This window comes from Kitasatospora sp. cg17-2 (genome assembly GCF_054031055.1).
Genome location: NZ_CM132923.1, coordinates 3,066,331 through 3,089,963 on the forward strand (window position 1 = coordinate 3,066,331; position 23,633 = coordinate 3,089,963).

Here is a 23,633-nt window from a genome sequence, read left to right on the forward strand (position 1 = left end):
ATGCCGTCGTCACCGTCCGTTCCCGAATCCACCACAGGCCCGCAGGACATCGAGCCGCAGGACACGGAGCCGACGACGATCGAACGCGCCCGCCGGCTCACCGACGCGGTCACCCGGCTCCGCCGCGCCCTGCGCAGCAGCATCCGGACCGACTACCCGTGGGAGTCCCTGCCGATGGCGCAGGTCGAGCTCCTCCAGACGCTCGCCGCCGCCCCGCTGCGGGTCGGCGAACTGGCCGCCCGGCAGCGGCTGGCCCCGAACACCGTGAGCGGACTCGTCGGCAAGCTGCTGGAGGCCGGGTTCGTCGACCGCCAGGCCGACCCCGGGGACCGCCGCACCGCCCGGATCGCGCTCACCCCGGCCGGCCGCCGCCAGCTCGACGACTGGCAGCGCGCCCACGAGCGCCGGATCGCCGGCGCCCTCGACACCCTCTCCACCGCCGACCGCGACGCCGTGATGCACGCGCTGCCCGCCCTGGAGAACCTCGCCCGCGCCCTCGCCGAGCCCCCGGCCTGAAGCCGTCCCGAGCCCGGCACGAAGCCGCCCCGAGCTGCGAAAACCGTTACCGCCCCGGCCGTCCGGTCACTATCGTCCGGCCATGGACGCCCCCGCACTGCGACTCGAACCCTGGACCGACGCCGATCTCGCCCTGCTGCGGCTGATCAACACCCCGGAGATGCGCCGGCACGTCGGCGGTCCGGAGAGCGAGGAGCGGATGCTCGCCCGCCACCGCCGCTACCTCGACTTCGTCCCCACCGGGACCGGCTGCATGTACCGGGTGGTGCTGGAGACCGGGGACGGGCCCGAGGGGGCGTCCCGGGCAGTGGGCGTCGGCAGTGTCGGCTACGCCGAGCGCGTCTGGCAGGGCGCCACCGTCTACGAGATGGGCTGGAACGTGCTCGCGCCCTACCGGGGCCGGGGCATCGCCGCCGCCGCGGCGCGGGCCGCCGTCGAGGCCGCCGCCCGCACCGCGCGCCACCGCCATCTGCACGCCTTCCCCTCGGTGGACCACCCCGCCTCCAACGCCGTCTGCCGCAAGGCCGGCTTCACCCTCGTCGGCGAGACGGACTTCGAGTTCCCGCCCGGCCGCCGGATGCGCAGCAACGACTGGCGGGTCGACCTCGGCGCGCTCGCCGGATGACGGTGCCTCCCGCACGACCGGCGGCTCGGACACGGTCCGCCCGGCAGCACCGGACACACCCGGGGCCGCGCCCCGGCCGCGCGGCTCGCCGCTGAGGCCGGAGGCCGGTCGGACGGGCCGGCCGACGCCGCGACTCCCCGACCGTCAGAACAGGGCGCCGCTCTCCAGGTCCAGCAGCCAGCGCTTGCGGTCCGTCCCGGCGGCGAAGCCGGTGAGGGCGCCATTGGCTCCGAGGACCCGGTGGCAGGGGCGGACGATCAGCAGCGGGTTGGCGCCGACCGCGCCACCGACCGCGCGGACGGCGCGCGGGGACTCACCGGCCAGATCGGCGAGCTGCCCGTAGGTGACGGTCTCGCCGTACGGGATCCGGTCCAGGGCGGCCCAGATCCGGCGCCGGAACTCGGTACCCACCGGGGCGAGCGGGAAGTCGAACCGGGTGCGCTCACCGGCGAAGTACGCGGTCAGCTGGGCCACCGGCTCGGCGAGCGCCTCCGGGTCGTACTCCCAGTCGTCGGCCGGTTCGGCGAGCGCGTACTTCTGACCGGGGGCCGTGACGGTCGCCAGCGCGGCCGGCCCGCGGTCCCCGGGCCGGACGCCGCTGAGCATCAGCCGCCCGAGCGGACTCTCCATGAAGGTGAAGACCGTGTTCCCGGCCCCGTCGGCCGTCCCGCCGGTCTTGGCGCTCCCGGTCGTGGCGCGCCCGGTCGTGGTGCTCCCGGTCGTGGTCTTCTCGGTGGTGCTCATGCGGGGGTGTTCTCCGTTCGGGTGCTGAGGTCGTCGGCCGGGGCCGCCCAGAGGCGGTGCACGGCGTAGGAGCGCCAGGGGGCCCAGGCGCCGGACGCGAGGGCGGCGGACTTCGGGTCGCCCGGGGCGCCGAGCCGGAGCAGTCCGTGCTTGACGCCGATGTCGCTCGGGAGGAAGACGTCGGGGTCGGCGAGCGCGCGCATCCGCAGGTAACCGACCGTCCACGGGCCGATGCCGGGCAGGGCGAGCAGCTGGGCCGCCGCCTCCTCCCGGTCGACGCCGCCGTCGAGCCGGACGGCGCCCTCGGCGAGGGCCGCGCACAGGCCGGTGAGCGCGCGGCGGCGGGCGGCCGGCATCGCGAAGTCCTCCGGGTCGGCGGTGGCCAGGGCGGCGGCGGTCGGGAAGAGCAGCCGCAGTCCGCCACTGGGTTCGGGCAGCGCGGTGCCGTACTTCTCGGCCAGCCGGCCGGCCAGGGTGCGGGCCGCGCCGACGGTGACCTGCTGGCCGAGGACGGCGCGCACGGCGAGTTCGTGCGGGTCGACGTGGCCCGGCGAGCGCAGCCCGGGGCGGGCCCGGACCAGCGGACCGAGCAGCGGGTCGGCGCCGAGCTGCTCGTCGACCGCGACCGGGTCGGCGTCCAGGTCGAACAGGACCCGCAGGCGCTGGACGGCGGTCGGCAGGTCGCGCAGGTCGGTGAGGAACAGCCGGCAGTCGAGCCACCCCCGGGTGGCCGGCCGGTCGGTGCCCAGCCCGTCCACCTCGGCGATGCCGGTGCCGTACGGGAGACCGAGGGTGCGGCGGTAGGTCCGCACCCCGGGGCCCGGTCCCGGCACGACCTCCTCCACCCCGGGCACGGCCCGCAGGGCGAGGAAGTCGATCAGGTGGTCACTGTCCAGGGCGCCCCGGTAGGCGAGCCGCAGGGCGAGGCCGCCGGCCGGCGTGGCGGCGCGTCGGCCGGCCGCGACCTCGGCGCGCAGCCCGCTCGGGGTGCGGTCGTAGATCTCGCGCACGGTGTCGTTGAACTGCCGGACGGAGGCGAAGCCGGCCGCGAAGGCGATCTCGGTGACCGGCAGCGCGGTGGTCTGGAGCAGCAGCCGGGCGGTCTGGGCTCGGCGGGCGCGGGCCAGCGCGATCGGGCCGGCGCCGAGTTCGGCGGTGAGCTGGCGCTGGAGCTGGCGGGAGCTGTAGCCGAGGCGGTCGGCCAGACCGGCCACGCCCTCGCGGTCCACCACGCCGTCGCCGATCAGCCGCATGGCCCGGCCGACCAGGTCGGCGCGCTGGTTCCACTCCGGCGAGCCGGGGACGGAGTCGGGGCGGCAGCGGCGGCAGGCGCGGAACCCGGCGTGCTGGGCGGCGGCGGCGCTGGGGTAGAAGGTGCAGTTGACGCGCTTCGGGGTCACGGCCGGGCAGCTCGGCCGGCAGTAGATGCCGGTCGAGGTGACGGCCGTGAAGAAGACGCCGTCGAAGCGGGCGTCCCGGCTGTCCACCGCGCGGTACCTGATGTCGTCGTCGATCACGTTGTCCAGTCTGCGGCACCGGAGGGGCGTCGACCGGCGGGAATCGGACATGGGCGTCGGCCGCACGCCGGGCGCCGGGACCGGTGGAAAACCAGGAGCCCGCGCCCGCTCCGGCCGGATAGCCTGCCCGACGCCCGACGGGCCGCCCGACGGGCCTCAGTACGTCCCGACGTGCGTCCCGACGTGCGTCCCCACCTTCCCCGACCGACAGGAGATCCCGTGTCCGAGCAGCCCTACTCCGGTCCGGACGACCCCCGGGTCGCCGCCCTGCGCGTCGAGCAGTTCGCCTTCCCCGGCCCGCTGCGGGACCGGCTGGTCGGCGCCGTGCTGTCCGGTGCCAAGACCAGCACCACCGGCCTGGTCACCGAGTACGAGGCCGAGGACGAGCCGGTGCCGCGGGCCGGGACCCGGAGCGCCGTGGTGGACTCGGCCGGACGGATCGTCGCGGTGACCGAGACCACCGAGGTCCGGATCGTCCGGCTCGACGAGGTCGACCTGCAGCACGCCCTCGACGAGGGCGAGGGGTACGCGACGGTCGCCGAGTGGCGGGCCGGGCACGAGCGCTTCTGGCACAGCGACGAGCTGCACGCGGTGCTCGGCGACCCGGACTTCACCGTGGAGGACGACACCCGGGTGATCCTGGAGCGGTTCCGGCTGGTCGCCGACTTCCGCTGACGGCCGCCGCCCACCCCCGGCCCGCCACGTCCGGTCCGCCACCGCTGCCGGTGGCGGACCGGACGGCCGGACAGGTGGACGGCGGGCGAACCGGCCCCGGCCCCGGCCCGACGTCACCGCTTCACGGAGCCCCCCGCGGCACGCATCGACTTGGTGATGGTCTTCCACTTCTTCAACCGCTCGGAGGCGAGCCGGGCGTCCGAGCGGGAGGCGATCCACTCGTTCTCCCGCTGGAGCTTGAGGTAGCTGTCCATCCGGCGCTCGGGCAGCGAGCCGTCCTCCAGCGCGGCCCGCACCGCGCAGCCGGGCTCGCCGGCGTGGTGGCAGTCGTGGAAGCGGCACCCCTCGGCCAGCTCCTCGATGTCGGCGAAGGCGAGTGCCACGCCCTCACCGCCGTAGAGGCCGACCTCGCGCAGGCCGGGGGTGTCGATCAGCACCCCGCCGCCGGGCAGCAGGACGAGCTCACGGGTGGTCGTGGTGTGCCGGCCCTTCTGGTCGCCCGAGCGGGCGGCCTGGACGGTCATCACATCGACCCCGGCGAGCACATTGGTGAGGGTGGACTTGCCGACGCCGGACTGGCCGAGCACGGCGGTGGTGCCGGGCGTGCAGGCGCGCAGCACGTCGATCCCCTCGCCCGTCTCGGCGCTGACCACCAGCACGGTGACACCGGGCGCGGCGGCCTCGACGTCGGAGCGGATGAAGTCGGCGTCGTCGACCAGGTCGGCCTTGGTGAGCACGACCAGCGGCTCGGCACCGGACTCCCAGGCGAGGGCGAGGAAGCGCTCGATCCGGCCGAGGTCGGGCTCGGCGGCGAGCGAGGCGGCGATCACCACGGTGTCGACGTTGGCCGCGAGCACCTGGCCGTCGGAGCGCTTGCCCGCGACCTTGCGGATGATCGCGGTGGAGCGCGGCAGCAGGGCCGCGACCGCGGGCATGGGCAGGCCGGGCGAGAGGTCGACGGCGACCCAGTCCCCGGTGCACGGGCAGTTGATCATGTCGGCGTCGCCGACCTGCCGGGTGTCGGCCCGGACGGTGCGGAGCCCGCCCGTCCCGGGGTCGACCAGGACGGCATCGCACTGCCCCCGGTCGATCCGGACGATCCGGGCCGGGACCAGCCCGGCCTCGGCCAGCGGTGCGAACAGCTCGTCGAGTTCGGTGGTCCAGCCGTAGCCGGCCAGCGAACCGGCGGGCTCGGCCGACCCGGAACCCTCGACGTCGGCGGAGGTGGTGGAGAGGAAGGAGGAGGAGAACGGAACGGAGGCAGCGTTGAACAACGCAGTGGGCCCTTCGGGAGGAAAGTGGTCCCGCCGGGCTGCTGCGGCTGCGTGCGCGAAGGGCTACGTCAGCCGGCGGCCGGCAGGGAGAGGTGAACGCGGTCGCTGCCCAGGGCAGCCGTCATGGCAATCGTGGCCACGAGACTCACCTCCTGCTTTCTCTCCTCGGACGGCGCACCGCGCCGCCCGAACCGGACGCTCAACACGCTAGCGGGCCCCACCGACCCTGCCAACCGGTTTTTCACCTGCCGTTCCGTGCGCCACCTGCGGTTCGGCAGGCCCCGGCGACTCAGCCCCGGCCTCACGGCGACTCAGCCCCGGCCTCACGGTGGCTCAGCGCCGGTCCCACGGCGGGCTCGGCGGACGGCTCGGCAGCGGGTACTCGGGCGGCGGCGCGGCGGGCCGGTCGCTGTCCGGCGGCGGCGGGGCCGGCCGGTGGTGCGGACCGCCGCCGCGGGCGGTGATCCGGCCCCGGACGTTGTCGGCCGCGAGCACGTCGGCCCACCGCTCGGGGTACTCGGAGGGCACGTCGGCGTCCTCGCCGTCCTCCTCCCAGTACTCCTCCTCGCCGCCCTCGGCCAGGCCCAGCTCGCGGGCCCGGCGGGCCCGTTCGACGGCGCGCCGGGCGGCCACCTCGCGGACCACGGCGGCGGCGGCCTCCTCGTGCGCGCGCTCGTTCTCGGCGCGGGCGTCGGCGGTCTCCAGGGTGGGCCAGCGGCGGTCTATGGCCGCGTTCATGGCGGCGCCGATGAGCACCGCGAGCGCGACCACGAAGATCCACAGCAGCACGGCCACCGGCGCGGCCAGCGAGCCGTACACCGAGTGGCCCTCGATCGAGCTGACCAGGTAGAGGCGCAGCGCGACGCTGCAGAAGACCAGCACCACCAGGGCGACCAGCGCGCCGGGGATGTCCTCGCGCCAGGGCGTGGAGACCGGTACCGCCAGGTGGTAGAGCGTCGTCAGCGAGACGATCAGGAGCAGGATCGCGAACGGCCAGTAGGCGGCGTTGATCAGCCCGCCGCTCTCCGGCACCGCGTTGGTCACCAGCTCGGGCCCGGCCATCAGCAGCGGCAGCACCAGTGAGCCGATCACCAGCGCGCCGAGGTAGAGGCCGAGCGACATCAGCCGGGTCTTGACGATGCCGCGCTTGCCGTCGAGCCCGTACATCACCGTGATGGTGTCGATGAAGATGTAGAGCGCCCGGGATCCGGACCAGAGCGACAGCAGGAAGCCGATCGAGATGAGGTCCGGCCTGGTCTGGTCGAAGACCTGGCGGAGCAGCGGCTGGACGACCTGGGTGATGGAGGAGTCCGAGAGCACCGTGCCGGCCGCCTTGACGATGTCGGCCTTCAGCTTGTCGATGGTGCCCGCGCCGAGGAAGTCGTCGAGGTAGCCGAGCGTGCCGGCCAGGCAGAGCAGCAGCGGTGGGATGGAGAGGAGGGTGAAGAACGCCGCCTCGGCGGCGAGCCCGGTGACCCGGTACTCGACGCAGGTGTTGGTGGTGTCCTTGACCAGCGCCCAGACGGTGGTCCGCCAGGTGGCCTGCTTGGCCGCCCGCCGGGACCCCTTGCCCCGACGACGGGAGGGGCGCTCGGGGGCCGACCGGGTCGTTTCGCCTGCTGCTTGCACAGGCCCAACGTTATCGGGCCCGGACCGGTCGACCGCTCTCCCGGGGCACGGGCGCGGCACGGGCGGCGCGCGGACGTGGCGCCGGCGCTACGCGGACATGGCGCGAGCGGTACGCGGGCCCGCCGAGGGAGCGGAAAAGAAGAGGATGCGGGGCGCTGTCGGCGGGAGCGGCGGGAACGCTCCGGCATCTCGCGATCCGAAACTATGAGGTCCAAAATACGGACGTTAGTGGACCGCGAACCGTGCTCCGTGCGAATCTCTTGCCATGCCGAGCGCCGGAACCACCCTAGTAGGTCGACTGCACGTCGATCTCCTTCGCGTGTCCAGCGCCATCTGTCCGGTGACCTGAGCCCGACCCCGCCGCCTCCCACCGCACCCGGCGCCACCTCACCGCCATCCCCGCCGAAGCGGATGCGCAGGCGCCCGCCCGGCCGCCGCGAATGCTCCCCCGGTCCTGAGAAAACCGCAGGTCACAGCAGCTTCGCCGAGTCGAGCACGCCCCGCGACCAACCCGGCGTCAGAGCCACCTGCCCCGAAGGACTTCACCATGGCCACCACCCCCGAGACCGCCGAGCCCACGGACGAGAGCGCCCCCGCGCGCCGCCCCGCCGCGGTTCGCAAGGTGACCCGTCACCGCGGCGAGGGCCAGTGGGGCATGGGCCACTACACCCCCTTGAACGCCAACGAGCAGTTCAAGAAGGACGACGACGGTCTCAATGTGCGGACACGTATTGAGACGATCTACGCCCAGCGGGGCTTCGACTCGATCGACCCGGCCGATCTGCGCGGCCGCATGCGCTGGTGGGGGCTCTACACCCAGCGCAAGGAGGGGATCGACGGCGGCAAGACCGCGATCCTGGACCCGCACGAGCTCGACGCCGAGTACTTCATGCTCCGGGTCCGGATCGACGGCGGCCGGCTGACGGTCGCCCAGCTGCGCGCCGTCGCCGAGGTCTCCGAGGAGTACGGCCGCAACACCGCCGACCTGACCGACCGGCAGAACGTCCAGTACCACTGGATCCGGATCGAGGACGTCCCGGCGATCTGGCAGAAGCTGGAGGCCGTCGGCCTGTCCACCACCGAGGCCTGCGGCGACACCCCGCGCGTCATCCTCGGCTCCCCGGTGGCCGGCGTCGCCGAGGACGAGATCATCGACGGCACGCCCGCCATCGACGAGATCCAGCGCCGCTTCATCGGCAACACGGACTTCTCCAACCTGCCGCGCAAGTTCAAGTCCGCCGTCTCCGGCTCGCCGCTCCTGGACGTCGCCCACGAGATCAACGACATCGCCTTCGTCGGCGTGGTCCACCCCGAGCACGGCCCCGGCTTCGACCTCTGGGTCGGCGGCGGCCTGTCCACCAACCCCAAGCTCGGCGTCCGGCTCGGCGCCTGGGTCCCGCTCGACGAGGTCGCCGACGTCTACGGCGGCGTCATCGGCATCTTCCGCGACTACGGCTACCGCCGGCTGCGCAACCGCGCCCGGCTGAAGTTCCTGGTCGCCGACTGGGGCACCGAGAAGTTCCGCCAGGTGCTGGAGGACGAGTACCTCAAGTACAAGCTGGTCGACGGCCCCGCCCCGGCGGAGCCGAGCGGCCGCTGGCGCGACCACGTCGGCGTGCACCGGCAGAAGGACGGCCGCTACTACGTCGGCTTCGCGCCCCGGGTCGGCCGGGTCGACGGCAAGCTGCTCGGGCAGATCGCCGACCTCGCCGAGGCCCACGGCAGCGACCGGCTGCGCACCACCGCCGAGCAGAAGATGATCGTGCTCGACATCGCCGAGGACCGGGTCGAGTCCCTGGTGGCCGGCCTGGAGGCACTGGACCTGCGGGTCACCCCCTCGCCGTTCCGCCGCGGCACCATGGCCTGCACCGGCATCGAGTACTGCAAGCTCGCCATCGTCGAGACCAAGGAGCGCGGCCGCACGCTCATCGACGAGCTGGAGCAGCGGCTGCCCGGGTTCACCGAGCCGCTGACCATCAACATCAACGGCTGCCCGAACGCCTGCGCCCGCATCCAGGTCGCGGACATCGGTCTCAAGGGCCAGCTGGTGACGGACGAGCAGGGCAACCAGGTCGAGGGCTACCAGGTGCACCTGGGCGGCGCGCTCGGACTGGAGGCCGGCTTCGGCCGCAAGGTCCGCGGCCTCAAGGTCACCAAGGACGGCCTGCCCGACTACGTCGAGCGCGTCCTGACCCGGTACCAGGAGGACCGCGCCGAGGGCGAGCGCTTCGCCCAGTGGACGGCCCGGGCCAGCGAGGAGCAGTTGTCGTGAGCGAGCGGAGCGAGCTCACCATGAGCAGGTGCGTGTCTCGCGAAGCGACCGCCGAGCGCAGCGAGGTGGCCGCATGAGCGAGCGTGCCGCCCCCTTCTTCTGCCCGTACTGCGGGGACGAGGACCTGCGTCCGTCCGAGGCCGGGCACGGCGCCTGGGAATGCCACGGGTGCCGCCGGGCCTTCCAGTTGAAGTTCCTCGGCCTGCTGTCACCGAGCAATGGGGGTAACCGGAGTGACCGGCACGACGACTGACTTCGAGGAGCTGGCCACCGCGGCCGGCCGCGAGCTGGAGGAGGCCGAGCCGCAGGAGATCCTGCGCTGGGCCGCCGACACCTTCGGCAAGCGCTTCTGCGTCACCTCCTCGATGGAGGACGCGGTCGTCGCCCACCTGGCCTCCTCGGTGTTCCCCGGGGTGGACGTGGTGTTCCTGGACACCGGCTACCACTTCGCGGAGACCATCGGCACCCGGGACGCGGTGGCCGCGACCATGCCGGTCAACGTCATCACGCTCACCCCGGCGCTGACCGTGGCCGAGCAGGACGCCCGGTACGGGCCGGAGCTGCACGACCGCGACCCGGACCAGTGCTGCGCGCTGCGGAAGGTCGAGCCGCTGAACCGGGGCCTCGGCGGCTACGACGCCTGGGCCACCGGACTGCGCCGCGACGAGTCGCCGACCCGCGCGAACACCCCGGTGGTCTCCTGGGACCCCCGGCGCCGCAAGGTCAAGCTCGCCCCGATCGCCCGCTGGACGCAGGAGGACGTGGACGCCTACGTCAACGCCAACGGCGTGCTGCTCAACCCGCTGCTGTGGGAGGGCTACACCTCGATCGGCTGCTCGCCGCTCTCCTGCACCCGCAAGCCGGGCGAGGGCGAGGACGCCAGGTCCGGCCGCTGGTCCGGCTCCGGCAAGACCGAGTGCGGCATCCACCTCTAGACCCGGCCCACCAGCCACCACAGACCACCGCAGACCCACCGTTCTAAGGACTTCCACCGTGACCACAGCCGACACCCCGGCCGCCGCCGGAGCCGCAGAGGCGGCCCCCGCGGCCGGTCCCTGCGAGCGCGGCGCCACCGTGTGGCTGACCGGGCTCCCGAGCGCGGGCAAGACCACGCTCGCCTTCGCCCTGGCCGACCGGCTGCGCGCCGAGGGCCACAAGGTCGAGGTCCTGGACGGCGACGAGATCCGCGAGTTCCTCTCCAAGGGCCTCGGCTTCAGCCGCGAGGACCGCCACACCAACGTCACCCGGATCGGCTTCGTCGCCGAGAAGCTCGCCGCCAACGGCGTCAAGGTGCTCGCCCCGGTGATCGCGCCGTTCGCGGACTCCCGCGCGGCGGTCCGCGAACGGCACACCGCCAACGGCACCGCGTTCCTGGAGATCCACGTCGCCACCCCGGTCGAGCTCTGCGCCGAGCGCGACGTCAAGGGGCTGTACGCGAAGCAGGCGGCCGGCGAGATCTCCGGCCTGACCGGCGTCGACGACCCGTACGAGGCCCCGGAGAACCCGGAGCTGCGGCTGCAGACCCAGGGACGCGAGGTGGCCGACTCCGCCGCCGAGCTGCACGTCTTCCTGACCGAGAGGGGCCTGGCATGACCACCGCGACGGACAGCCCGCTCCGTACCGACGACCCCAACCAGAATTCAGAGGGGCCCTTCGCGCTGTCCCACCTGGACGCGCTGGAGGCCGAGTCGGTGCACATCTTCCGCGAGGTCGCGGGGGAGTTCGAGCGCCCGGTGATCCTGTTCTCCGGCGGCAAGGACTCCATCGTCATGCTGCACCTGGCGCTCAAGGCCTTCCGGCCGGCCGCGATCCCCTTCTCGCTGCTGCACGTCGACACCGGCCACAACTTCCCCGAGGTCATCGCCTACCGGGACCGCGTGGCGGCCGAGCACAACCTGCGCCTGCACGTCGCCTCGGTCCAGGACTTCATCGACGACGGCCGGCTGCGCGAGCGCCCGGACGGCACCCGCAACCCACTGCAGACCGTCCCGCTGCTCGACGCCATCGAGAAGGGCCGCTTCGACGCCGTCTTCGGCGGCGGCCGGCGCGACGAGGAGAAGGCCCGCGCCAAGGAGCGCGTCTTCTCCCTGCGCGACGAGTTCGGCGCCTGGGACCCGCGCCGCCAGCGCCCCGAGCTGTGGTCGCTCTACAACGGCCGGCACGCCGCCGGCGAGCACGTGCGCGTCTTCCCGCTCTCCAACTGGACCGAGCTGGACGTCTGGCAGTACATCGAGCGCGAGTCCATCGACCTCCCCGAGATCTACTACGCCCACGAGCGCGACGTCTTCGCCCGCGGCGGCATGTGGCTGACCGCCGGCGAGTGGGGCGGGCCCAGGGACGACGAGCCGGTCGAGCGGCGGCTGATCCGCTACCGCACCGTCGGCGACATGTCCTGCACCGGCGCCGTCGACTCCGACGCCGCCACCATCCGGGCCGTCATCGCCGAGATCGCCGCCAGCCGCCTCACCGAGCGCGGCGCCACCCGGGCCGACGACAAGCTCTCCGAGGCCGCGATGGAAGACCGCAAGCGCGAGGGATACTTCTAATGAGCACCACCCCGACCGGCACGACCCAGACCGGCACCGCCACCTCGCTGCTGCGCTTCGCCACCGCCGGCTCCGTCGACGACGGGAAGTCCACCCTGGTCGGCCGGCTGCTGCACGACTCCAAGTCGGTGCTCGCCGACCAGCTGGAGGCCGTCGAGCGCGTCTCCCTCAGCCGCGGCCAGGAGACACCGGACCTGGCGCTGCTCACCGACGGCCTGCGGGCCGAGCGCGAGCAGGGCATCACCATCGACGTCGCCTACCGCTACTTCGCCACCCCCCGGCGGCGGTTCATCCTCGCCGACACCCCGGGCCACGTGCAGTACACCCGCAACATGGTCACCGGCGCCTCCACCGCCGAGCTGGCCGTCGTCCTGGTCGACGCCCGCAACGGCGTGGTCGAGCAGACCCGCCGGCACGCCGCCGTCGCCGCCCTGCTGCGGGTGCCGCACGTCGTGCTCGCCGTCAACAAGATGGACCTGGTCGACTACGCGGAGCCGGTCTTCGCCGCCATCGCCGCCGAGTTCACCGCCTACGCGGCCTCGCTCGGCATCGGGGACGTGCTCGCGGTCCCGATCTCCGCGCTCGCCGGGGACAACGTCGTCGAGCCCTCCGCGCACATGGACTGGTACGGCGGCCCGACCCTGCTGGAGCACCTGGAGACGGTCCCGGTCGGCAGCGACCCGAGCGCCGAGCCGACCCGCTTCCCGGTCCAGTACGTGATCCGCCCGCAGACCGAGGAGCACCCGGACTACCGCGGCTACGCGGGCCAGCTGGCCTCCGGCGTGCTGCGGGTCGGCGACCCGGTCACCGTGCTGCCCTCCGGCCACACCACCACCGTCACCGGTATCGACGTGCTCGGCCGCGCCACCGACATCGCCTGGACCCCCCAGTCGGTCACCGTGCGCCTGGCCGACGACATCGACATCTCCCGCGGCGACCTCATCGCGGCCGGCCCGGCCCCCGTCCCCACCAAGGACATCGAGGCCACCGTCAGCCACCTCAACGAGCGTCCGCTGCGGGCCGGCGACAAGGTGCTGCTCAAGCACACCACCCGCACGGTCCGGGCGCTGGTCAAGGACATCAGCTACCGGATCGACATCGACACCCTCGAACAGCGCTCCGGCGCCGACGGCCTGAACGTCAACGACATCGGCCACGTGGTGCTGCGCACCGCCGAACCGCTGGCGCTCGACGACTACACGGACAACCGCCGGACCGGATCGTTCCTGCTGATCGACCCGGCCGACGGCACCACCCTCACCGCCGGCATGGCGGGCGAGGCCTTTGGAACCGTCGGCAGCACCGACACCGACGACAGCGAACCCGACGAGGAGGACTGGGTCTGATGCCCAGCGAGGCGTTCTCGGGCATGGACAAGGAAGGCGGCCGCATCGGCAGCGGCGTCCTCGGCAGCGGCCAGGGCGGCCTGACGCGATGTGCGGGCCGACAGGGCTGAGAAGCGCCCTGTCACCGGGCCGACTGCCCCGACCGCAGGCCGGCCCGGCTTGCCCGGCACCCCGCACGGGTGCCGCAAGCACAACCTTGACCGAACTTCCGCCCCGAGACCGCCTCCTGACGGTCCGTCCGCGAACAGGACTCACCATGGCACCGAACCAGGCACTGTCGCACGGCCACGACCCGCATCCGGCCACTCGCCCCCTCTCCGGCCGGATCAGACGCTCCGCCGTCGCCGCCGTGGCCGGCCTCACCGCCGTCGCGCTGCTCTCCGCCTGCAGCTACGGTTCCAAGAACGACGACAAGAAGACCAACACCGCCGCCCCCGCCGGTGATTCCGCCTCCAGCGGCACCGCGGCCAAGCTCTCCGCCGACACCGTGCGGATCGGCTACTTCGCCAACCTCACCCACGGCACCCCGCTGGTCGGCCTCCAGGACGGCATATTCCAGAAGGAGCTGGGCGCCACCCAGATCAAGACCCAGGTCTTCAACGCGGGCCCGGCCGAGATCGAGGCGCTCAACGCCGGCTCCATCGACATCGGCTGGATCGGCCCCTCCCCGGCGATCAACGGCTTCACCAAGTCCGAGGGCAAGTCGCTGAAGATCATCGGCGGTTCGGCCTCCGGCGGCGTCAAGCTGGTCGCCAACCCGGACAAGGTCGCCTCGCTGGACGACCTCAAGGGCAAGAAGATCGCCACCCCGCAGCTGGGCAACACCCAGGACGTGGCACTGCTCAACTACCTGGCCGGCAAGGGCTTCAAGGTCGACGCCCAGTCCGGCGCCGGCGACGTCAGCGTGGTCCGCTCCGACAACAAGGTCACCCCGGACGCCTACAAGCAGGGCTCCATCGACGCCGCCTGGGTGCCCGAGCCGACCGCCTCCAAGCTGGTCACCCTCGGCGCGAAGGTCCTCCTCAACGAGAAGGACATCTGGCCGGACAAGAAGTTCGTGATCACCAACATCATCGTCTCGCAGAAGTTCCTCGCCGAGCACCCCGACGTGGTCGAGGCCGTGCTGCGCGGCTCGGTGACCACCAACGCCTACATCAAGGCCAACCCGGACAAGGCCAAGGCCACCGCCAACGAGGCGATCAAGAAGGAGGCCGGCAACGCCCTGGAGCCCGCCATCCTCGACCCGGCCTGGGCCGACATCGACTTCCTGGACGACCCGCTGGCCGCCACCCTGCAGACCGAGGCGGACAACGCGGTCACCGCGGGCCTGCTCAAGAAGCCGAACCTGAACGGCATCTACGACCTCACCCTGCTCAACAAGGTGCTGAAGGAGAAGGGGCAGAGCCCCGTCGCGGACGCCGGCCTCGGCGCCAAGTAGCGCCCGCCGTACCGCAGTACCGCGCCCGAAACCCCGAGGTCCGGCCCCCGCCCGTCCGTCCGATGCCCGCTCGATGCCCCGAGCACGGCCGGGCGGGGCCCGGCCCTCGGCCCCGCTCCCTCGACGCCAGATGCCAGACCAATCACGCAGGAGGTGCCCGGAATGAGCCCGGCACTGACCACCTCGAACGACGCCGGCGGCGTCGGCACCCTCGACGGTGCCCCCGCCGTCCGGATCTCGCACGTGCACAAGACCTTCGGCCGCCCCGGCGCACAGACCCACGTCCTGGACGACATCACCCTCGACGTCGCCCCGGGCGAGTTCGTCACGCTGCTCGGCGCCTCGGGCTGCGGCAAGTCCACCCTGCTCAACCTGGTCGCCGGCCTCGACAAGCCCACCGCGGGCAGCATCGAGGTCCCCGGCGGACGCCCCGCGCTGATGTTCCAGGAGCACGCGCTCTTCCCCTGGCTCACCGCCGGCAAGAACATCGAACTCGCCCTCAAGCTCGCCGGCACGCCCCGCGCCGAACGCCGCCCCGAGGCCGAGCGCCTGCTCGAACTCGTCCGGCTCCAGGACTCCTACGGCAAGCGGGTGCACGAGCTGTCCGGCGGCATGCGCCAGCGCGTCGCCCTGGCCCGCGCCCTCGCCCAGGGCAGCCAGGTGCTGCTCATGGACGAGCCGTTCGCCGCCCTCGACGCCATCACCCGCGACGTCCTGCACAACGAGATCACCCGGATCTGGGCCGAGCAGAAGCTGTCGGTCCTCTTCGTCACCCACAACGTGCGGGAGGCCGTCCGGCTCGCCCAGCGCGTGGTGCTGCTCTCCTCCCGGCCCGGCCGGGTCGCCAAGGAGTGGACGATCGACCTCCCGCAGCCCCGCCGGATCGAGTCCGCCGGCGTGGCGGACCTGTCCATCGAGATCACCGAAGAACTGCGTGGGGAGATCCGCCGCCATGGCCAGCACTGACATCACCACCAAGGCCGGGTCGGGCCACGGCGGTATCGTCGCCGACTTCGCCGGCGTCGAGGCCGGGCTGGACGCGCTGGACGCGGTCGTCACCCAGCGCAACTCCACCGCCGAGACGCTGCGGCAGAAGGTCCTGCCGCCGCTGCTCGGCGTCCTCCTGGTGCTGGCCCTCTGGCAGGCCGCCTACAGCCTGCACGTCACCACCGCGTACAAGCTCCCCAGCCCGCTCGACGTCTGGAACGCCGCCACGGACCTCTGGTACCAGGGCACGCTGTTCTCGATCATCTGGACCAGCGTCTGGCGCGGACTGTCCGGCTTCGTGGTCGCCCTGCTCATCGGCACCCCGATCGGCCTGCTGGTCTCCCGGGTCAGGCCGGTGCGCGCCGCGGTCGGCCCGGTCCTCTCCGGCCTCCAGTCGCTGCCCTCGGTCGCCTGGGTGCCCGCCGCGGTCATCTGGCTCGGCATCAACGACTCGATGATGTACGCCGTCATCCTGCTCGGCGCCGTCCCCTCGATCGCCAACGGCCTGGTCTCCGGCATCGACCAGGTGCCGCCGCTGTTCCTGCGGGCCGGCCGCACCATCGGCGCCACCGGCCTCGCCGGGGCCCGGCACATCCTGCTGCCGGCCGCACTGCCCGGCTACCTCGCCGGACTCAAGCAGGGCTGGGCCTTCTCCTGGCGCTCGCTGATGGCTGCCGAACTCGTCGCCTCCTCCCCCGACCTGGGCCTCGGCCTCGGCCGGTTCCTGGAGAACCAGCGCGAGTTCTCCGACATGGCGGGCGTGCTGCTCGGCATCATCCTGATCCTGTTCGTCGGCATCGCCATCGAACTGCTGGTCTTCACCCCGGTCGAGCGCCGGGTCCTGCGCAACCGCGGCCTGCTGGCCGCCGTCAAGTAAGGCCCTCCCGCATGACCGAACGACGGCTGTCCGCCGCCCCCGCCACCCCGGTGGCGGCGGGCAGCCCCGCCCTGCTGCTGATCGCCCACGGCAGCCGCGACCCCCGGCACGCCGCCGCGGTCGCCGCCCTCGTCGGCCACCTCCGGGCGCTGCGTCCCGGCCTGGACGTCGCCACCGCCTACCTGGACCACTGCGCACCGCGGATCCCGCAGGTCACCGCCCGGCTCGACCGCCCCGCGATCGCCGTCCCGCTGCTGCTCAACCGGGCCTTCCACGCCAAGCACGACATCCCCGCCGCGCTGCGCACGGCCGGTGCCGACCTGCCGCTCGCGGACGTGCTCGGGCCGTCACCGCTGCTGCTCGCCGCGCTCGACCGCCGCCTCACCGAGGCCGCGCCGGAACTCGCCTCCCCTGCCGTGCGCGCCCGCACCGGCGTCGTCCTCGCCGCCGCCGGCTCCTCCGACCCGGCCGCCGACGCCGCCACCAGGGCGGTCGCCGCCGAATGGCGCCGCACCCGCGGCTGGGCCGCCGTCGAGGTCGCCTACGCCTCCGCCGGCGGGCCCCGCGTCCCCGACGCCGTCGCCGCCCTGCGCCGCACCCCGGCCGTCGAGCGGGTCGCCGTCTCCCCCTACCTGCTCGCCCCCGGCCTGCTCCCCGATCGCATCGCCGAGGCCGCCACCGAGGCCGCCGCCGACCACCTCGCCGACGTCCTCGCCCCCACCCCCGAGCTGGCCCGGCTGCTCCTCACCCGCTACGACGAGGCCCACGCGGCGACCGGCACGGCGACCCACCCGGCGGCCCGCACCCACCGGGCCCTCACCGCCTGAACGGGCCCCGGGCCCAGCCCCGACGGCAGTATCGTGAGGCCATGAGCGTCGCCCACGACCACTACCCCGAGCTCCATGACCTCATCGACCGGCTGGACCCGGAGCAGGCCGAGGAAGTCCGCCGCCACGCCCTCCGTCTGGTGGGCGAGGGCGAGGTCCCGCCACGCCATCGGCTGAGCTTCACCGGCATAGGAGTGAGTGCCAATCCTGACCTCGGCTCCGAGGCCAAGCGGATCATCCGGTCCGAGCTCAGGGGAGTCGACGAGTGATCCTGGTCGACACCGGCCCTCTGGTGGCCCCTTGCCGCCACCGACTCCAACCACGTGCGGTGCACACGGTTCTTCGACAGCTACTCCGGCGAACTGCTCGTCACCCCGTACGTGGTCACCGAGGTGTGCTACCTCGTCGAACGTGACATGAGCAGCAAGGCCGAGGCCTCCTTCCTGCGGGCCGTCGCGGCCGGGGAGCTGCGGCAGGCCGAGATCACCGACGCCGACCTCACACGGATGGCCGAGCTCGTCGAGACCTACGCCGATTTCCCGCTCGGTGCAGCGGATGCTTCGGTGGTCGCCGTCGCCGAGCGGCTCGGCCTGACCGAGATCGCGACGCTGGACCGCCGGCATTTCAGCGTCGTCCGGCCTCGGCACATCGCCGCCTTCCGACTGCTGCCCGACTGAGGGAGCGGAGCCGTCGAACCCGGCTCGGGGTTCGACGGCTCTCGGACGTCGCCGTGCTTCAGTGGCCCGCCGACCCCAGGTGGACCGTGATCAGGCCCGCGGTGATCAGGGCGAGGCCGGCGAAAGTGGTGGGGGACGGGACCTCGTGGCGGACGGTGAGGGCGGTCAGGACGGTGCCGACGGTGCCGATGCCGGTGAAGACGGCGTAGCCGGGGCCGACCGGGAGGTCCTGGAGGGCGCGGGAGAGCAGGTAGACCGCGGCCAGCATGAGGGCGAGGCACAGGGCGCTCTGCGGGAGGCGGGTGAATCCCCGGGTCGGTTCGATCGACTGCGCCCAGGCGACCTCCACCACCCCCGCGAGCAGCAGCCAGAGCCACGGCACGGCGCTCAGTCCTCCCTCGGGACGCGGTAGCCGACCAGCTTGGTGCCGAGTTCGCCGGCCCGGTACAGCGCGTCTGCCAGCGACTCGCGGTGCTGCCCGAGCCGCCCGGCCAGGGCCGGGTCGACCAGGGAGTTGACGAGTTCGGCGGCGATCACCTCGGTGTCCTCGACCGCGTAGTGGCCGCGGAAGAAGTCGGTCAGGTAGCGGCCGTTGTGGTCGTAGGGCTCGCGCGGGGTGCCCGGGCCGTAGGCGCCGCCGCGGGCGGCGACCACCACGAACTTGCGCGGCGCGAGCACCATCCGGGGGAAGGTGACCTGGTCGATCCAGGCCTTGAGCGCGGACGGGATGCCGTAGTTGTACATCGGCGCGCCGACCAGGACGGCGTCGGCCGCGAGGAGTTCGTCGAGCAGCGGCCGGACCACGGCCCAGGCCTCCTGCTCCTGATCGGTGCGGACCGCCTCGGGGTAGCGGGCGGGGTCGGTGATCTCCTCGCGCTGGAGGGTGTCGCAGATCCGGGTCCAGCCCTCGCGGACGGGCGGGACGGGGTCGGCGGCGAGGTCGCGATGGGTGACCTCGCCGCCGCCGGCGCTCCAGGCGTCGGCGAAGGCGGCGCCGAGGCGGCGGGTGAAGGAGTCGGTGCGCGCGCTGCTGTCGAGGTGCAGGAGGTGGGACACGGTGAACCCCCGGGGCGGTCTGGGCGGGACGGTACCGTCGACTTAAGCGGACACAGCGTCCACTTGTCGACGCGCCCAACAGTAAAGGGAAGCGGACATCGTGTCCACTTCCCTTGGAGGTGCCTTCGTTCTACCGTTGCTCCCCATGACCACCGAGCTCCCCCTGGCCGACGGCCCGCCGCCCCGCGAACGGGCCGACGCCGCCCGCAACCGCGCCAAGGTGCTGGCCGCCGCCGAGCGGCTCTTCGCGGACGGCGACCCGGCCTCCGTCACCATGGACGACATCGCCCGGGCCGCCGGCATCGGCCGAGGCACGCTCTACCGCCGCTACCCCGACCGCGCCTCGATCGCCCGCGCCCTGCTCGACGAGCACGAACGCGCCCTGCAGGAACGGCTGCTGCGCGGCGGCCCGCCGCTCGGGCCCGGCGACCCGGCCGCCGGGACGGCCCCCTCCCCGGCGGAGCGGCTGGCCGCCTTCTACGCGGCGATGGTCGAACTGCTGGAGACCCACGTCCACCTGGTGCTCGGCGCCGAGACCGGCGAGGCCCGCTACCGGACAGGCGCCCACGCCTTCTGGCGGCTGCACGTCGCCCACCTGGTGCGCGAGGCCGGCCGGCCGGACCCGGAGGTCCTGGCCGACCAGCTGCTCGCCCCGCTCGCCCCCGAGCTGTTCCGCCACCAGCGGGACCGCGGCATCACTCCGGAACGGATCACCGCCGGCCTCGCCACCCTGGCCCGCGGCGCCCTGGGCCGGGGCTGAGCGGAGGTCGGACCGGCAGGCGCCGGACCCGGTCGGCGCAGCCGTCACAGTCCCGGAGACGGACGGGGTGGTACCGGGCCGGTCTAGCCGGCCAGGGGCTTGGGCCCGAAGACGATCCGGGCGGAGGCCACCCACCCGCCGTAGATGCAGGTGGCGACGACGGAGCCGTCACCGGTGCCCGGCCCAGCAGACCAGAGCGGCTCGATGACAGGGAAGCCGTTCACGATTTCCTGGCAATAGCCCGAGATGCCCCAGGTCTGCCGCGGATCGAGGCCCGTACAGGTCCCGACAACGGCGGTGATCCGGCCGGAGAGCGAGCAGTTCTCGGCGGCCACGGCGTCCGCGACCGGCGCGGGCGGCGTGACCTGCGGGCCGCTCCCGGCGGCATTGGCGGCGGGCGCGGTCAGCGCGGCGGCCCCGGCGAGCAGGGCGGTGGCGAGCACGGTGGCGGTACGACGCACGGAGGACTCCTGTGGAGTGCAGAGGGGATGGGACGGGACGGGACGGACGCGGGGACGCCGGTCAGACCGGCAGGTGCCAGACCTGGTTGGCGGCGCCGTTGCAGTCCCAGATCACGATCGCGCCCCCGTTGGTGGTGGAGTAAGCGAACTGGTCCAGGCAGCGGCCGGACATCGGGTTGAACAGCGAGCCGTCGGGCCGCGCCCGCCACTGCTGGGCGCCGCCGCCGTTGCAGTCGTAGATCTGCACCGGGGTGCCGATGGCGGTGTTGCCGCCCTGCACGTCCAGGCACTTGCCGAGCGCGCGGACGGTGCCGTCGACGGCGACCTTCCAGGTCTGGGCGGCGTTGCCCAGGCAGTCGTAGATCTGCACCGGGGTGCCGTTGGCGTTGCTGCCGTAGCGGACGTCGACGCACTTGCTTCCGTAGCCGGTGATCGGTCCGACCGGACCGGCCGGGACGGTCGGACCGAACACGACGGACCCCCGCCAGGGGTTCGATCCGCCGAGGCACGAAGCCCTGCTGGTGGTGTTGCCGGTGGCCACGGACGTCGAAGCCGGCGTGTAGACCATCTCTTCGAGGCCCCAGTCGTACCTCGTACAGGTACCCGCGATGGCCCAGGTCTGCATCGGGTCGATGCCCGTACAGGTGGCGGAGAAGCCCCCGGCGACGGTGGTGACGGAGCAGTTGTCGGCGGCCGAACCGGCGACGGCGGCAGGCGCCCCCGCGGCCGGGGTGCTCCCGGCCGCGTGGGCGGCGGGCGCGGTCAGCGCGGCGGCCCCGGCGAGCAGGGCGGTGGCAAACATGGTGACGGTACGACGCACGGGGAGACTCCCAGAAGGTAGTGAGGGCGGGGTTGCCGTGCGTCAGGCCGGCAGGTGCCAGACCTGGTTGGCGGCGCCGTTGCAGTCCCAGATCACGATCGGGCTCGCGTTGCCGGTGTTGTACGCGAACAGGTCCAGGCAGCGGCCGGACATCGGGTTGAACAGCGAGCCGTCGGGCCGGGCCCGCCACTGCTGGGCGCCGCCGCCGTTGCAGTCGTAGATCTGCACCGGGGTGCCGATGTCGGTCACGCCGCCCCGGACGTCCAGGCACTTGCCGAGGGCCCGGACGGTGCCGTCCACGGCGGCCTTCCAGGTCTGGGCGGCATTGCCCAGGCAGTCGTAGATCTGGACCGGGGTGCCGTTGGCGTTGCTGCCGTAGCGGACGTCGACGCACTTGTTCCCGTACCCGGTGATCGGACCCCTGGGTCCGGCCACCGGCTTGGGCCCGAAGGTGATCTTGGACCAGACCAGGATCCCGCCCTCGAAGCAGACCCCGCTGACGACGCCGTCACCGGTGCTCCAGGAACTCGAGTACCCCGAGGGGACGGGGACACCGTTGGGGAACTCCTGGCACATGCCCGCGACGGTCCAGGCCTGCTCGGGGTCGAGGCCGGTGCAGGTCCCGACGACGCTGCCGGAGCCCGAGTACCTGAGAGAGCAGTTCTCGGCGGCCACGGCGTCCGCGACCGGTGCGGGCGGTGCGGCCTGCGGGGCGGTACCCCCGGCCGCCTGGGCGGCGGGCGCGGTCAGCGCGGCGGCTCCCGCGAGCAGAGCGGTGGCGAACATGGCGGCGATACGACGCACGGGGAGACTCCTAGGGGGTGGTGGAGGCAGGGCGGCGACGCGTCAGACCGGCAGGTGCCAGACCTGGTTGGCGGCGCCGTTGCAGTCCCAGATGCCGAGCTGGTTGCCGTTGGTGGTCGAGTAGCCCAGGTCGTCCAGGCAGCGGCCGGACTGCGGGTTGAGCAGCGAGCCGTCCGCCCGGGCCTGCCACTGCTGGGCACCGGAACCGTTGCAGTCGTAGATCTGCACCAGGGTCGCGTTGCCGGTGTTGCCGCCCTGCACGTCCAGGCACTTGCCGAAAGCGCGGACGGTGCCGTCGGTACCGACCTTCCAGGTCTGGGCGGCGTTGCCCAGGCAGTCCCAGATCTGGACCGGGGTGCCGTTGCCGTTGATGCCGCCGCGCACGTCCACGCACTTGTTCGCGTAGCCGCTGATCTGCCCCACCGGACCGGCCGGGACGGCGGGGCCGGAGACGATCCAGCCGGACTGCGGCATCGCGGTACCGAAACAGGTGGCGGTGGCGCGGGTGTTGCCGGTGACCCAGCTGCCGTTGGCCGCCGAGTACACGGGGAACCCGTTGGTCCCGATGGTCATGCAGGTGCCGGCGACTCGCCAGGTCTGCATGGGGTCGATGTCCGTACAGGTGCCGAGGAAGCCGAGGCCGGCCCGGGTGACGGTACAGCTGCCGGCGGTCAGGGCGGCGGGGGCGGCGGCGGGGGCGGCCGGGGCACTTCCGGTGGCATTGGCGGTGGCGGGCGCGGTGAGGAGCGCGGCGGCTCCGGCGAGCAGGGCGGTGGCGAACACGGTGGCGGTACGACGCACGGGGAAGCTCCTGGGTAGCGGTGACGAGGGATCGGGGAGAGCGACGCGTCAGGCGGGGACGTGCCAGACCTGGTTGGCGGCGCCGTTGCAGTCCCAGATGCCGAGCTGGTTGCCGTTCTCCGTGGAGAAGCCCAGGTCGTCGAGACAGCGGCCGGACGCCGGGTTGAGGATCGAGCCGTCCGCGCGGACCTGCCACTGCTGGGCGCCGGTGCCGTTGCAGGTGTACAGCTGGACCTTGGTGCCGTTGGCCGTGCCCGCGCCGGTGACGTCCAGGCACTTGTTGAAGGCCCGGACGGTGCCGTCCACGGCGATCTTCCACTGCTGGGCGTTGGTGCCGTTGCAGTCGTAGATCTGGACGGGGGTGCGGTCGGCGCCGCTGGCACCCTTCACGTCCACGCACTTGTCCGCGTAGCCGGTGATCTGGCCGACCGGACCGGCGGGCTGGGTGGGGAGGCGGCCGGCGTAGACGATGTTCGGGAAGCTCAGGGTGTCGTTGATCCCGCAGGAGGCGACCGAGGTGCCGTCGCCGAACACCAGGCCGCCGATGGCGGTGCGGTAGAACGGCACGGTGTGGTTGGCGTTCCAGGACTGGCAGGTGACGGTGACGTACCAGCCCTGGAGCGGGTCGCTGCCGTTGCAGACGCCGTAGGCGTTCCAACCTCCGGCGTAGGAGTAGCAGTTGGCCGCGGCCGGGGCGGCGGCGGCGGGCGTGGCGAGGGCGGCGGCTCCGCCCAGCAGGGCGGCAGCGCCGAGGAGCGCGGCGGTACGACGCATCGGGAAGGTCCTTCCGAAGACGATGAACCGGTCAGCCCGCCGACCGGAACCGTGATGACGGTGTACCGGTTGTGGGGGCCGCGTGAAGCTTCGGGGTGATGTACGGCCACGGTCAACATCGCGGGGAAGTGATCACGCCAACGGTCCGTCCACGGACGGGCAGCGGTACGAACGGATGCGCGAAAGCGGCCGCAGGCCGAGGCCCCG

The 23,633-nt window shown here is 73.1% G+C and carries 28 protein-coding genes; 17 read left to right on the plus strand and 11 right to left on the minus strand.

Annotated features, from left to right (window positions below):
- Window positions 1-516, plus strand: coding sequence for a MarR family winged helix-turn-helix transcriptional regulator (locus tag ACW14Y_RS12415; RefSeq protein ID WP_266268715.1), 516 nt, complete (start codon window positions 1-3; stop codon window positions 514-516).
- 82 nt (window positions 517-598) lie between these two features.
- Window positions 599-1,141 (plus strand): GNAT family N-acetyltransferase, encoded by a 543-nt coding sequence (locus ACW14Y_RS12420; RefSeq protein ID WP_456986764.1) that lies wholly within the window; start codon window positions 599-601, stop codon window positions 1,139-1,141.
- Between the two features lie 144 nt (window positions 1,142-1,285).
- On the opposite strand, the gene ACW14Y_RS12425 is transcribed toward ACW14Y_RS12420, so the two are convergent.
- Both ACW14Y_RS12425 and ACW14Y_RS12430 read right to left on the minus strand, forming a co-directional pair.
- Window positions 1,286-1,771 carry a methylated-DNA--[protein]-cysteine S-methyltransferase gene (locus ACW14Y_RS12425; protein WP_380393050.1) on the minus strand — a complete coding sequence of 162 codons (486 nt, stop codon included), beginning with the start codon at window positions 1,769-1,771 and terminating at the stop codon, window positions 1,286-1,288.
- Window positions 1,772-1,881: 110 nt separating this feature from the next.
- The gene (locus tag ACW14Y_RS12430) at window positions 1,882-3,453 is read right to left on the minus strand and encodes a DNA-3-methyladenine glycosylase 2 family protein (RefSeq protein WP_380312570.1); all 1,572 of its coding nucleotides are present in this window, start codon (window positions 3,451-3,453) and stop codon (window positions 1,882-1,884) included.
- A gap of 168 nt (window positions 3,454-3,621) precedes the next feature.
- Between ACW14Y_RS12430 and ACW14Y_RS12435 the strand changes: the two genes are divergently transcribed.
- Entirely contained in the window at window positions 3,622-4,077 is a 456-nt protein-coding gene (locus tag ACW14Y_RS12435) for an ASCH domain-containing protein (protein ID WP_456986765.1), read from the plus strand.
- 113 nt (window positions 4,078-4,190) lie between these two features.
- Here the strand turns inward: ACW14Y_RS12435 and rsgA are convergent, their stop codons facing one another.
- Both rsgA and ACW14Y_RS12445 read right to left on the minus strand, forming a co-directional pair.
- Window positions 4,191-5,351 carry a ribosome small subunit-dependent GTPase A gene (gene rsgA / locus ACW14Y_RS12440; protein WP_380310844.1) on the minus strand — a complete coding sequence of 387 codons (1,161 nt, stop codon included), beginning with the start codon at window positions 5,349-5,351 and terminating at the stop codon, window positions 4,191-4,193.
- Between the two features lie 333 nt (window positions 5,352-5,684).
- Window positions 5,685-6,980, minus strand: coding sequence for a YihY/virulence factor BrkB family protein (locus tag ACW14Y_RS12445; RefSeq protein WP_266310675.1), 1,296 nt, complete (start codon window positions 6,978-6,980; stop codon window positions 5,685-5,687).
- A gap of 265 nt (window positions 6,981-7,245) precedes the next feature.
- On the opposite strand from ACW14Y_RS12445, the gene ACW14Y_RS12450 reads away from it, so the two are divergent.
- From ACW14Y_RS12450 to ACW14Y_RS12510, 13 genes are all read left to right on the plus strand, one after another.
- Window positions 7,246-7,329, plus strand: a complete 84-nt coding sequence (locus ACW14Y_RS12450; protein WP_310593185.1) for a putative leader peptide — start codon at window positions 7,246-7,248, stop codon at window positions 7,327-7,329.
- 198 nt (window positions 7,330-7,527) lie between these two features.
- Window positions 7,528-9,252 (plus strand): nitrite/sulfite reductase, encoded by a 1,725-nt coding sequence (locus tag ACW14Y_RS12455; protein ID WP_380310841.1) that lies wholly within the window; start codon window positions 7,528-7,530, stop codon window positions 9,250-9,252.
- A 73-nt stretch (window positions 9,253-9,325) separates the two neighbouring features.
- The gene (locus tag ACW14Y_RS12460) at window positions 9,326-9,505 is read left to right on the plus strand and encodes an eL43 family ribosomal protein (protein ID WP_030391290.1); all 180 of its coding nucleotides are present in this window, start codon (window positions 9,326-9,328) and stop codon (window positions 9,503-9,505) included.
- Window positions 9,486-10,187 carry a phosphoadenylyl-sulfate reductase gene (locus tag ACW14Y_RS12465; protein WP_380310839.1) on the plus strand — a complete coding sequence of 234 codons (702 nt, stop codon included), beginning with the start codon at window positions 9,486-9,488 and terminating at the stop codon, window positions 10,185-10,187. Before ACW14Y_RS12460 ends, ACW14Y_RS12465 begins: the two co-directional genes overlap by 20 nt.
- 58 nt (window positions 10,188-10,245) lie before the next feature.
- Window positions 10,246-10,845, plus strand: a complete 600-nt coding sequence (cysC, locus tag ACW14Y_RS12470) for an adenylyl-sulfate kinase (protein WP_286185279.1) — start codon at window positions 10,246-10,248, stop codon at window positions 10,843-10,845.
- A complete protein-coding gene (gene cysD, locus ACW14Y_RS12475; protein WP_456986766.1) occupies window positions 10,842-11,798 on the plus strand; it encodes a sulfate adenylyltransferase subunit CysD in 957 nt (318 codons plus the stop codon). The genes cysC and cysD overlap by 4 nt, the downstream gene beginning before the upstream one ends.
- Window positions 11,798-13,144 (plus strand): sulfate adenylyltransferase subunit 1, encoded by a 1,347-nt coding sequence (locus tag ACW14Y_RS12480; protein ID WP_380393033.1) that lies wholly within the window; start codon window positions 11,798-11,800, stop codon window positions 13,142-13,144. The genes cysD and ACW14Y_RS12480 overlap by 1 nt, the downstream gene beginning before the upstream one ends.
- A gap of 256 nt (window positions 13,145-13,400) precedes the next feature.
- Entirely contained in the window at window positions 13,401-14,582 is a 1,182-nt protein-coding gene (locus tag ACW14Y_RS12485) for an aliphatic sulfonate ABC transporter substrate-binding protein (protein WP_380310833.1), read from the plus strand.
- Window positions 14,583-14,744: 162 nt separating this feature from the next.
- The gene (locus ACW14Y_RS12490) at window positions 14,745-15,548 is read left to right on the plus strand and encodes an ABC transporter ATP-binding protein (protein ID WP_340631829.1); all 804 of its coding nucleotides are present in this window, start codon (window positions 14,745-14,747) and stop codon (window positions 15,546-15,548) included.
- Window positions 15,535-16,446 (plus strand): ABC transporter permease, encoded by a 912-nt coding sequence (locus ACW14Y_RS12495; protein ID WP_380310829.1) that lies wholly within the window; start codon window positions 15,535-15,537, stop codon window positions 16,444-16,446. Before ACW14Y_RS12490 ends, ACW14Y_RS12495 begins: the two co-directional genes overlap by 14 nt.
- A gap of 11 nt (window positions 16,447-16,457) precedes the next feature.
- Entirely contained in the window at window positions 16,458-17,273 is an 816-nt protein-coding gene (locus ACW14Y_RS12500) for a sirohydrochlorin chelatase (protein ID WP_456986767.1), read from the plus strand.
- 41 nt (window positions 17,274-17,314) lie between these two features.
- A complete protein-coding gene (locus ACW14Y_RS12505) occupies window positions 17,315-17,542 on the plus strand; it encodes a hypothetical protein (protein WP_053646321.1) in 228 nt (75 codons plus the stop codon).
- Window positions 17,543-17,596: 54 nt separating this feature from the next.
- The gene (locus tag ACW14Y_RS12510; RefSeq protein ID WP_456986768.1) at window positions 17,597-17,950 is read left to right on the plus strand and encodes a PIN domain-containing protein; all 354 of its coding nucleotides are present in this window, start codon (window positions 17,597-17,599) and stop codon (window positions 17,948-17,950) included.
- Between the two features lie 58 nt (window positions 17,951-18,008).
- Here ACW14Y_RS12510 and ACW14Y_RS12515 read toward each other — a convergent pair whose 3' ends face one another.
- Window positions 18,009-18,332 (minus strand): DMT family transporter, encoded by a 324-nt coding sequence (locus ACW14Y_RS12515; protein ID WP_456986769.1) that lies wholly within the window; start codon window positions 18,330-18,332, stop codon window positions 18,009-18,011.
- Window positions 18,333-18,337: 5 nt separating this feature from the next.
- Window positions 18,338-19,006 carry an FMN-dependent NADH-azoreductase gene (locus tag ACW14Y_RS12520; protein WP_380436869.1) on the minus strand — a complete coding sequence of 223 codons (669 nt, stop codon included), beginning with the start codon at window positions 19,004-19,006 and terminating at the stop codon, window positions 18,338-18,340.
- Window positions 19,007-19,151: 145 nt separating this feature from the next.
- Here ACW14Y_RS12520 and ACW14Y_RS12525 point away from each other — a divergent pair, with 145 nt between their 5' ends.
- Window positions 19,152-19,766, plus strand: coding sequence for a TetR/AcrR family transcriptional regulator (locus tag ACW14Y_RS12525; protein ID WP_456986770.1), 615 nt, complete (start codon window positions 19,152-19,154; stop codon window positions 19,764-19,766).
- Window positions 19,767-19,849: 83 nt separating this feature from the next.
- Here ACW14Y_RS12525 and ACW14Y_RS12530 read toward each other — a convergent pair whose 3' ends face one another.
- The 5 genes from ACW14Y_RS12530 to ACW14Y_RS12550 form a co-directional block, all read right to left on the minus strand.
- On the minus strand, window positions 19,850-20,227 hold the full coding sequence (locus ACW14Y_RS12530) for a hypothetical protein (protein ID WP_380392105.1): 378 nt from the start codon (window positions 20,225-20,227) through the stop codon (window positions 19,850-19,852).
- Between the two features lie 61 nt (window positions 20,228-20,288).
- Window positions 20,289-21,029 (minus strand): ricin-type beta-trefoil lectin domain protein, encoded by a 741-nt coding sequence (locus ACW14Y_RS12535; RefSeq protein ID WP_456986771.1) that lies wholly within the window; start codon window positions 21,027-21,029, stop codon window positions 20,289-20,291.
- Between the two features lie 60 nt (window positions 21,030-21,089).
- Window positions 21,090-21,851 (minus strand): ricin-type beta-trefoil lectin domain protein, encoded by a 762-nt coding sequence (locus ACW14Y_RS12540; protein WP_456986772.1) that lies wholly within the window; start codon window positions 21,849-21,851, stop codon window positions 21,090-21,092.
- A 42-nt stretch (window positions 21,852-21,893) separates the two neighbouring features.
- Window positions 21,894-22,652, minus strand: coding sequence for an RICIN domain-containing protein (locus ACW14Y_RS12545; RefSeq protein WP_380392113.1), 759 nt, complete (start codon window positions 22,650-22,652; stop codon window positions 21,894-21,896).
- Window positions 22,653-22,700: 48 nt separating this feature from the next.
- Window positions 22,701-23,426: a ricin-type beta-trefoil lectin domain protein gene (locus ACW14Y_RS12550; RefSeq protein ID WP_456986773.1), complete on the minus strand. Its 726-nt coding sequence runs from the start codon at window positions 23,424-23,426 to the stop codon at window positions 22,701-22,703.
- Between the last annotated feature and the right edge of the window lie 207 nt (window positions 23,427-23,633).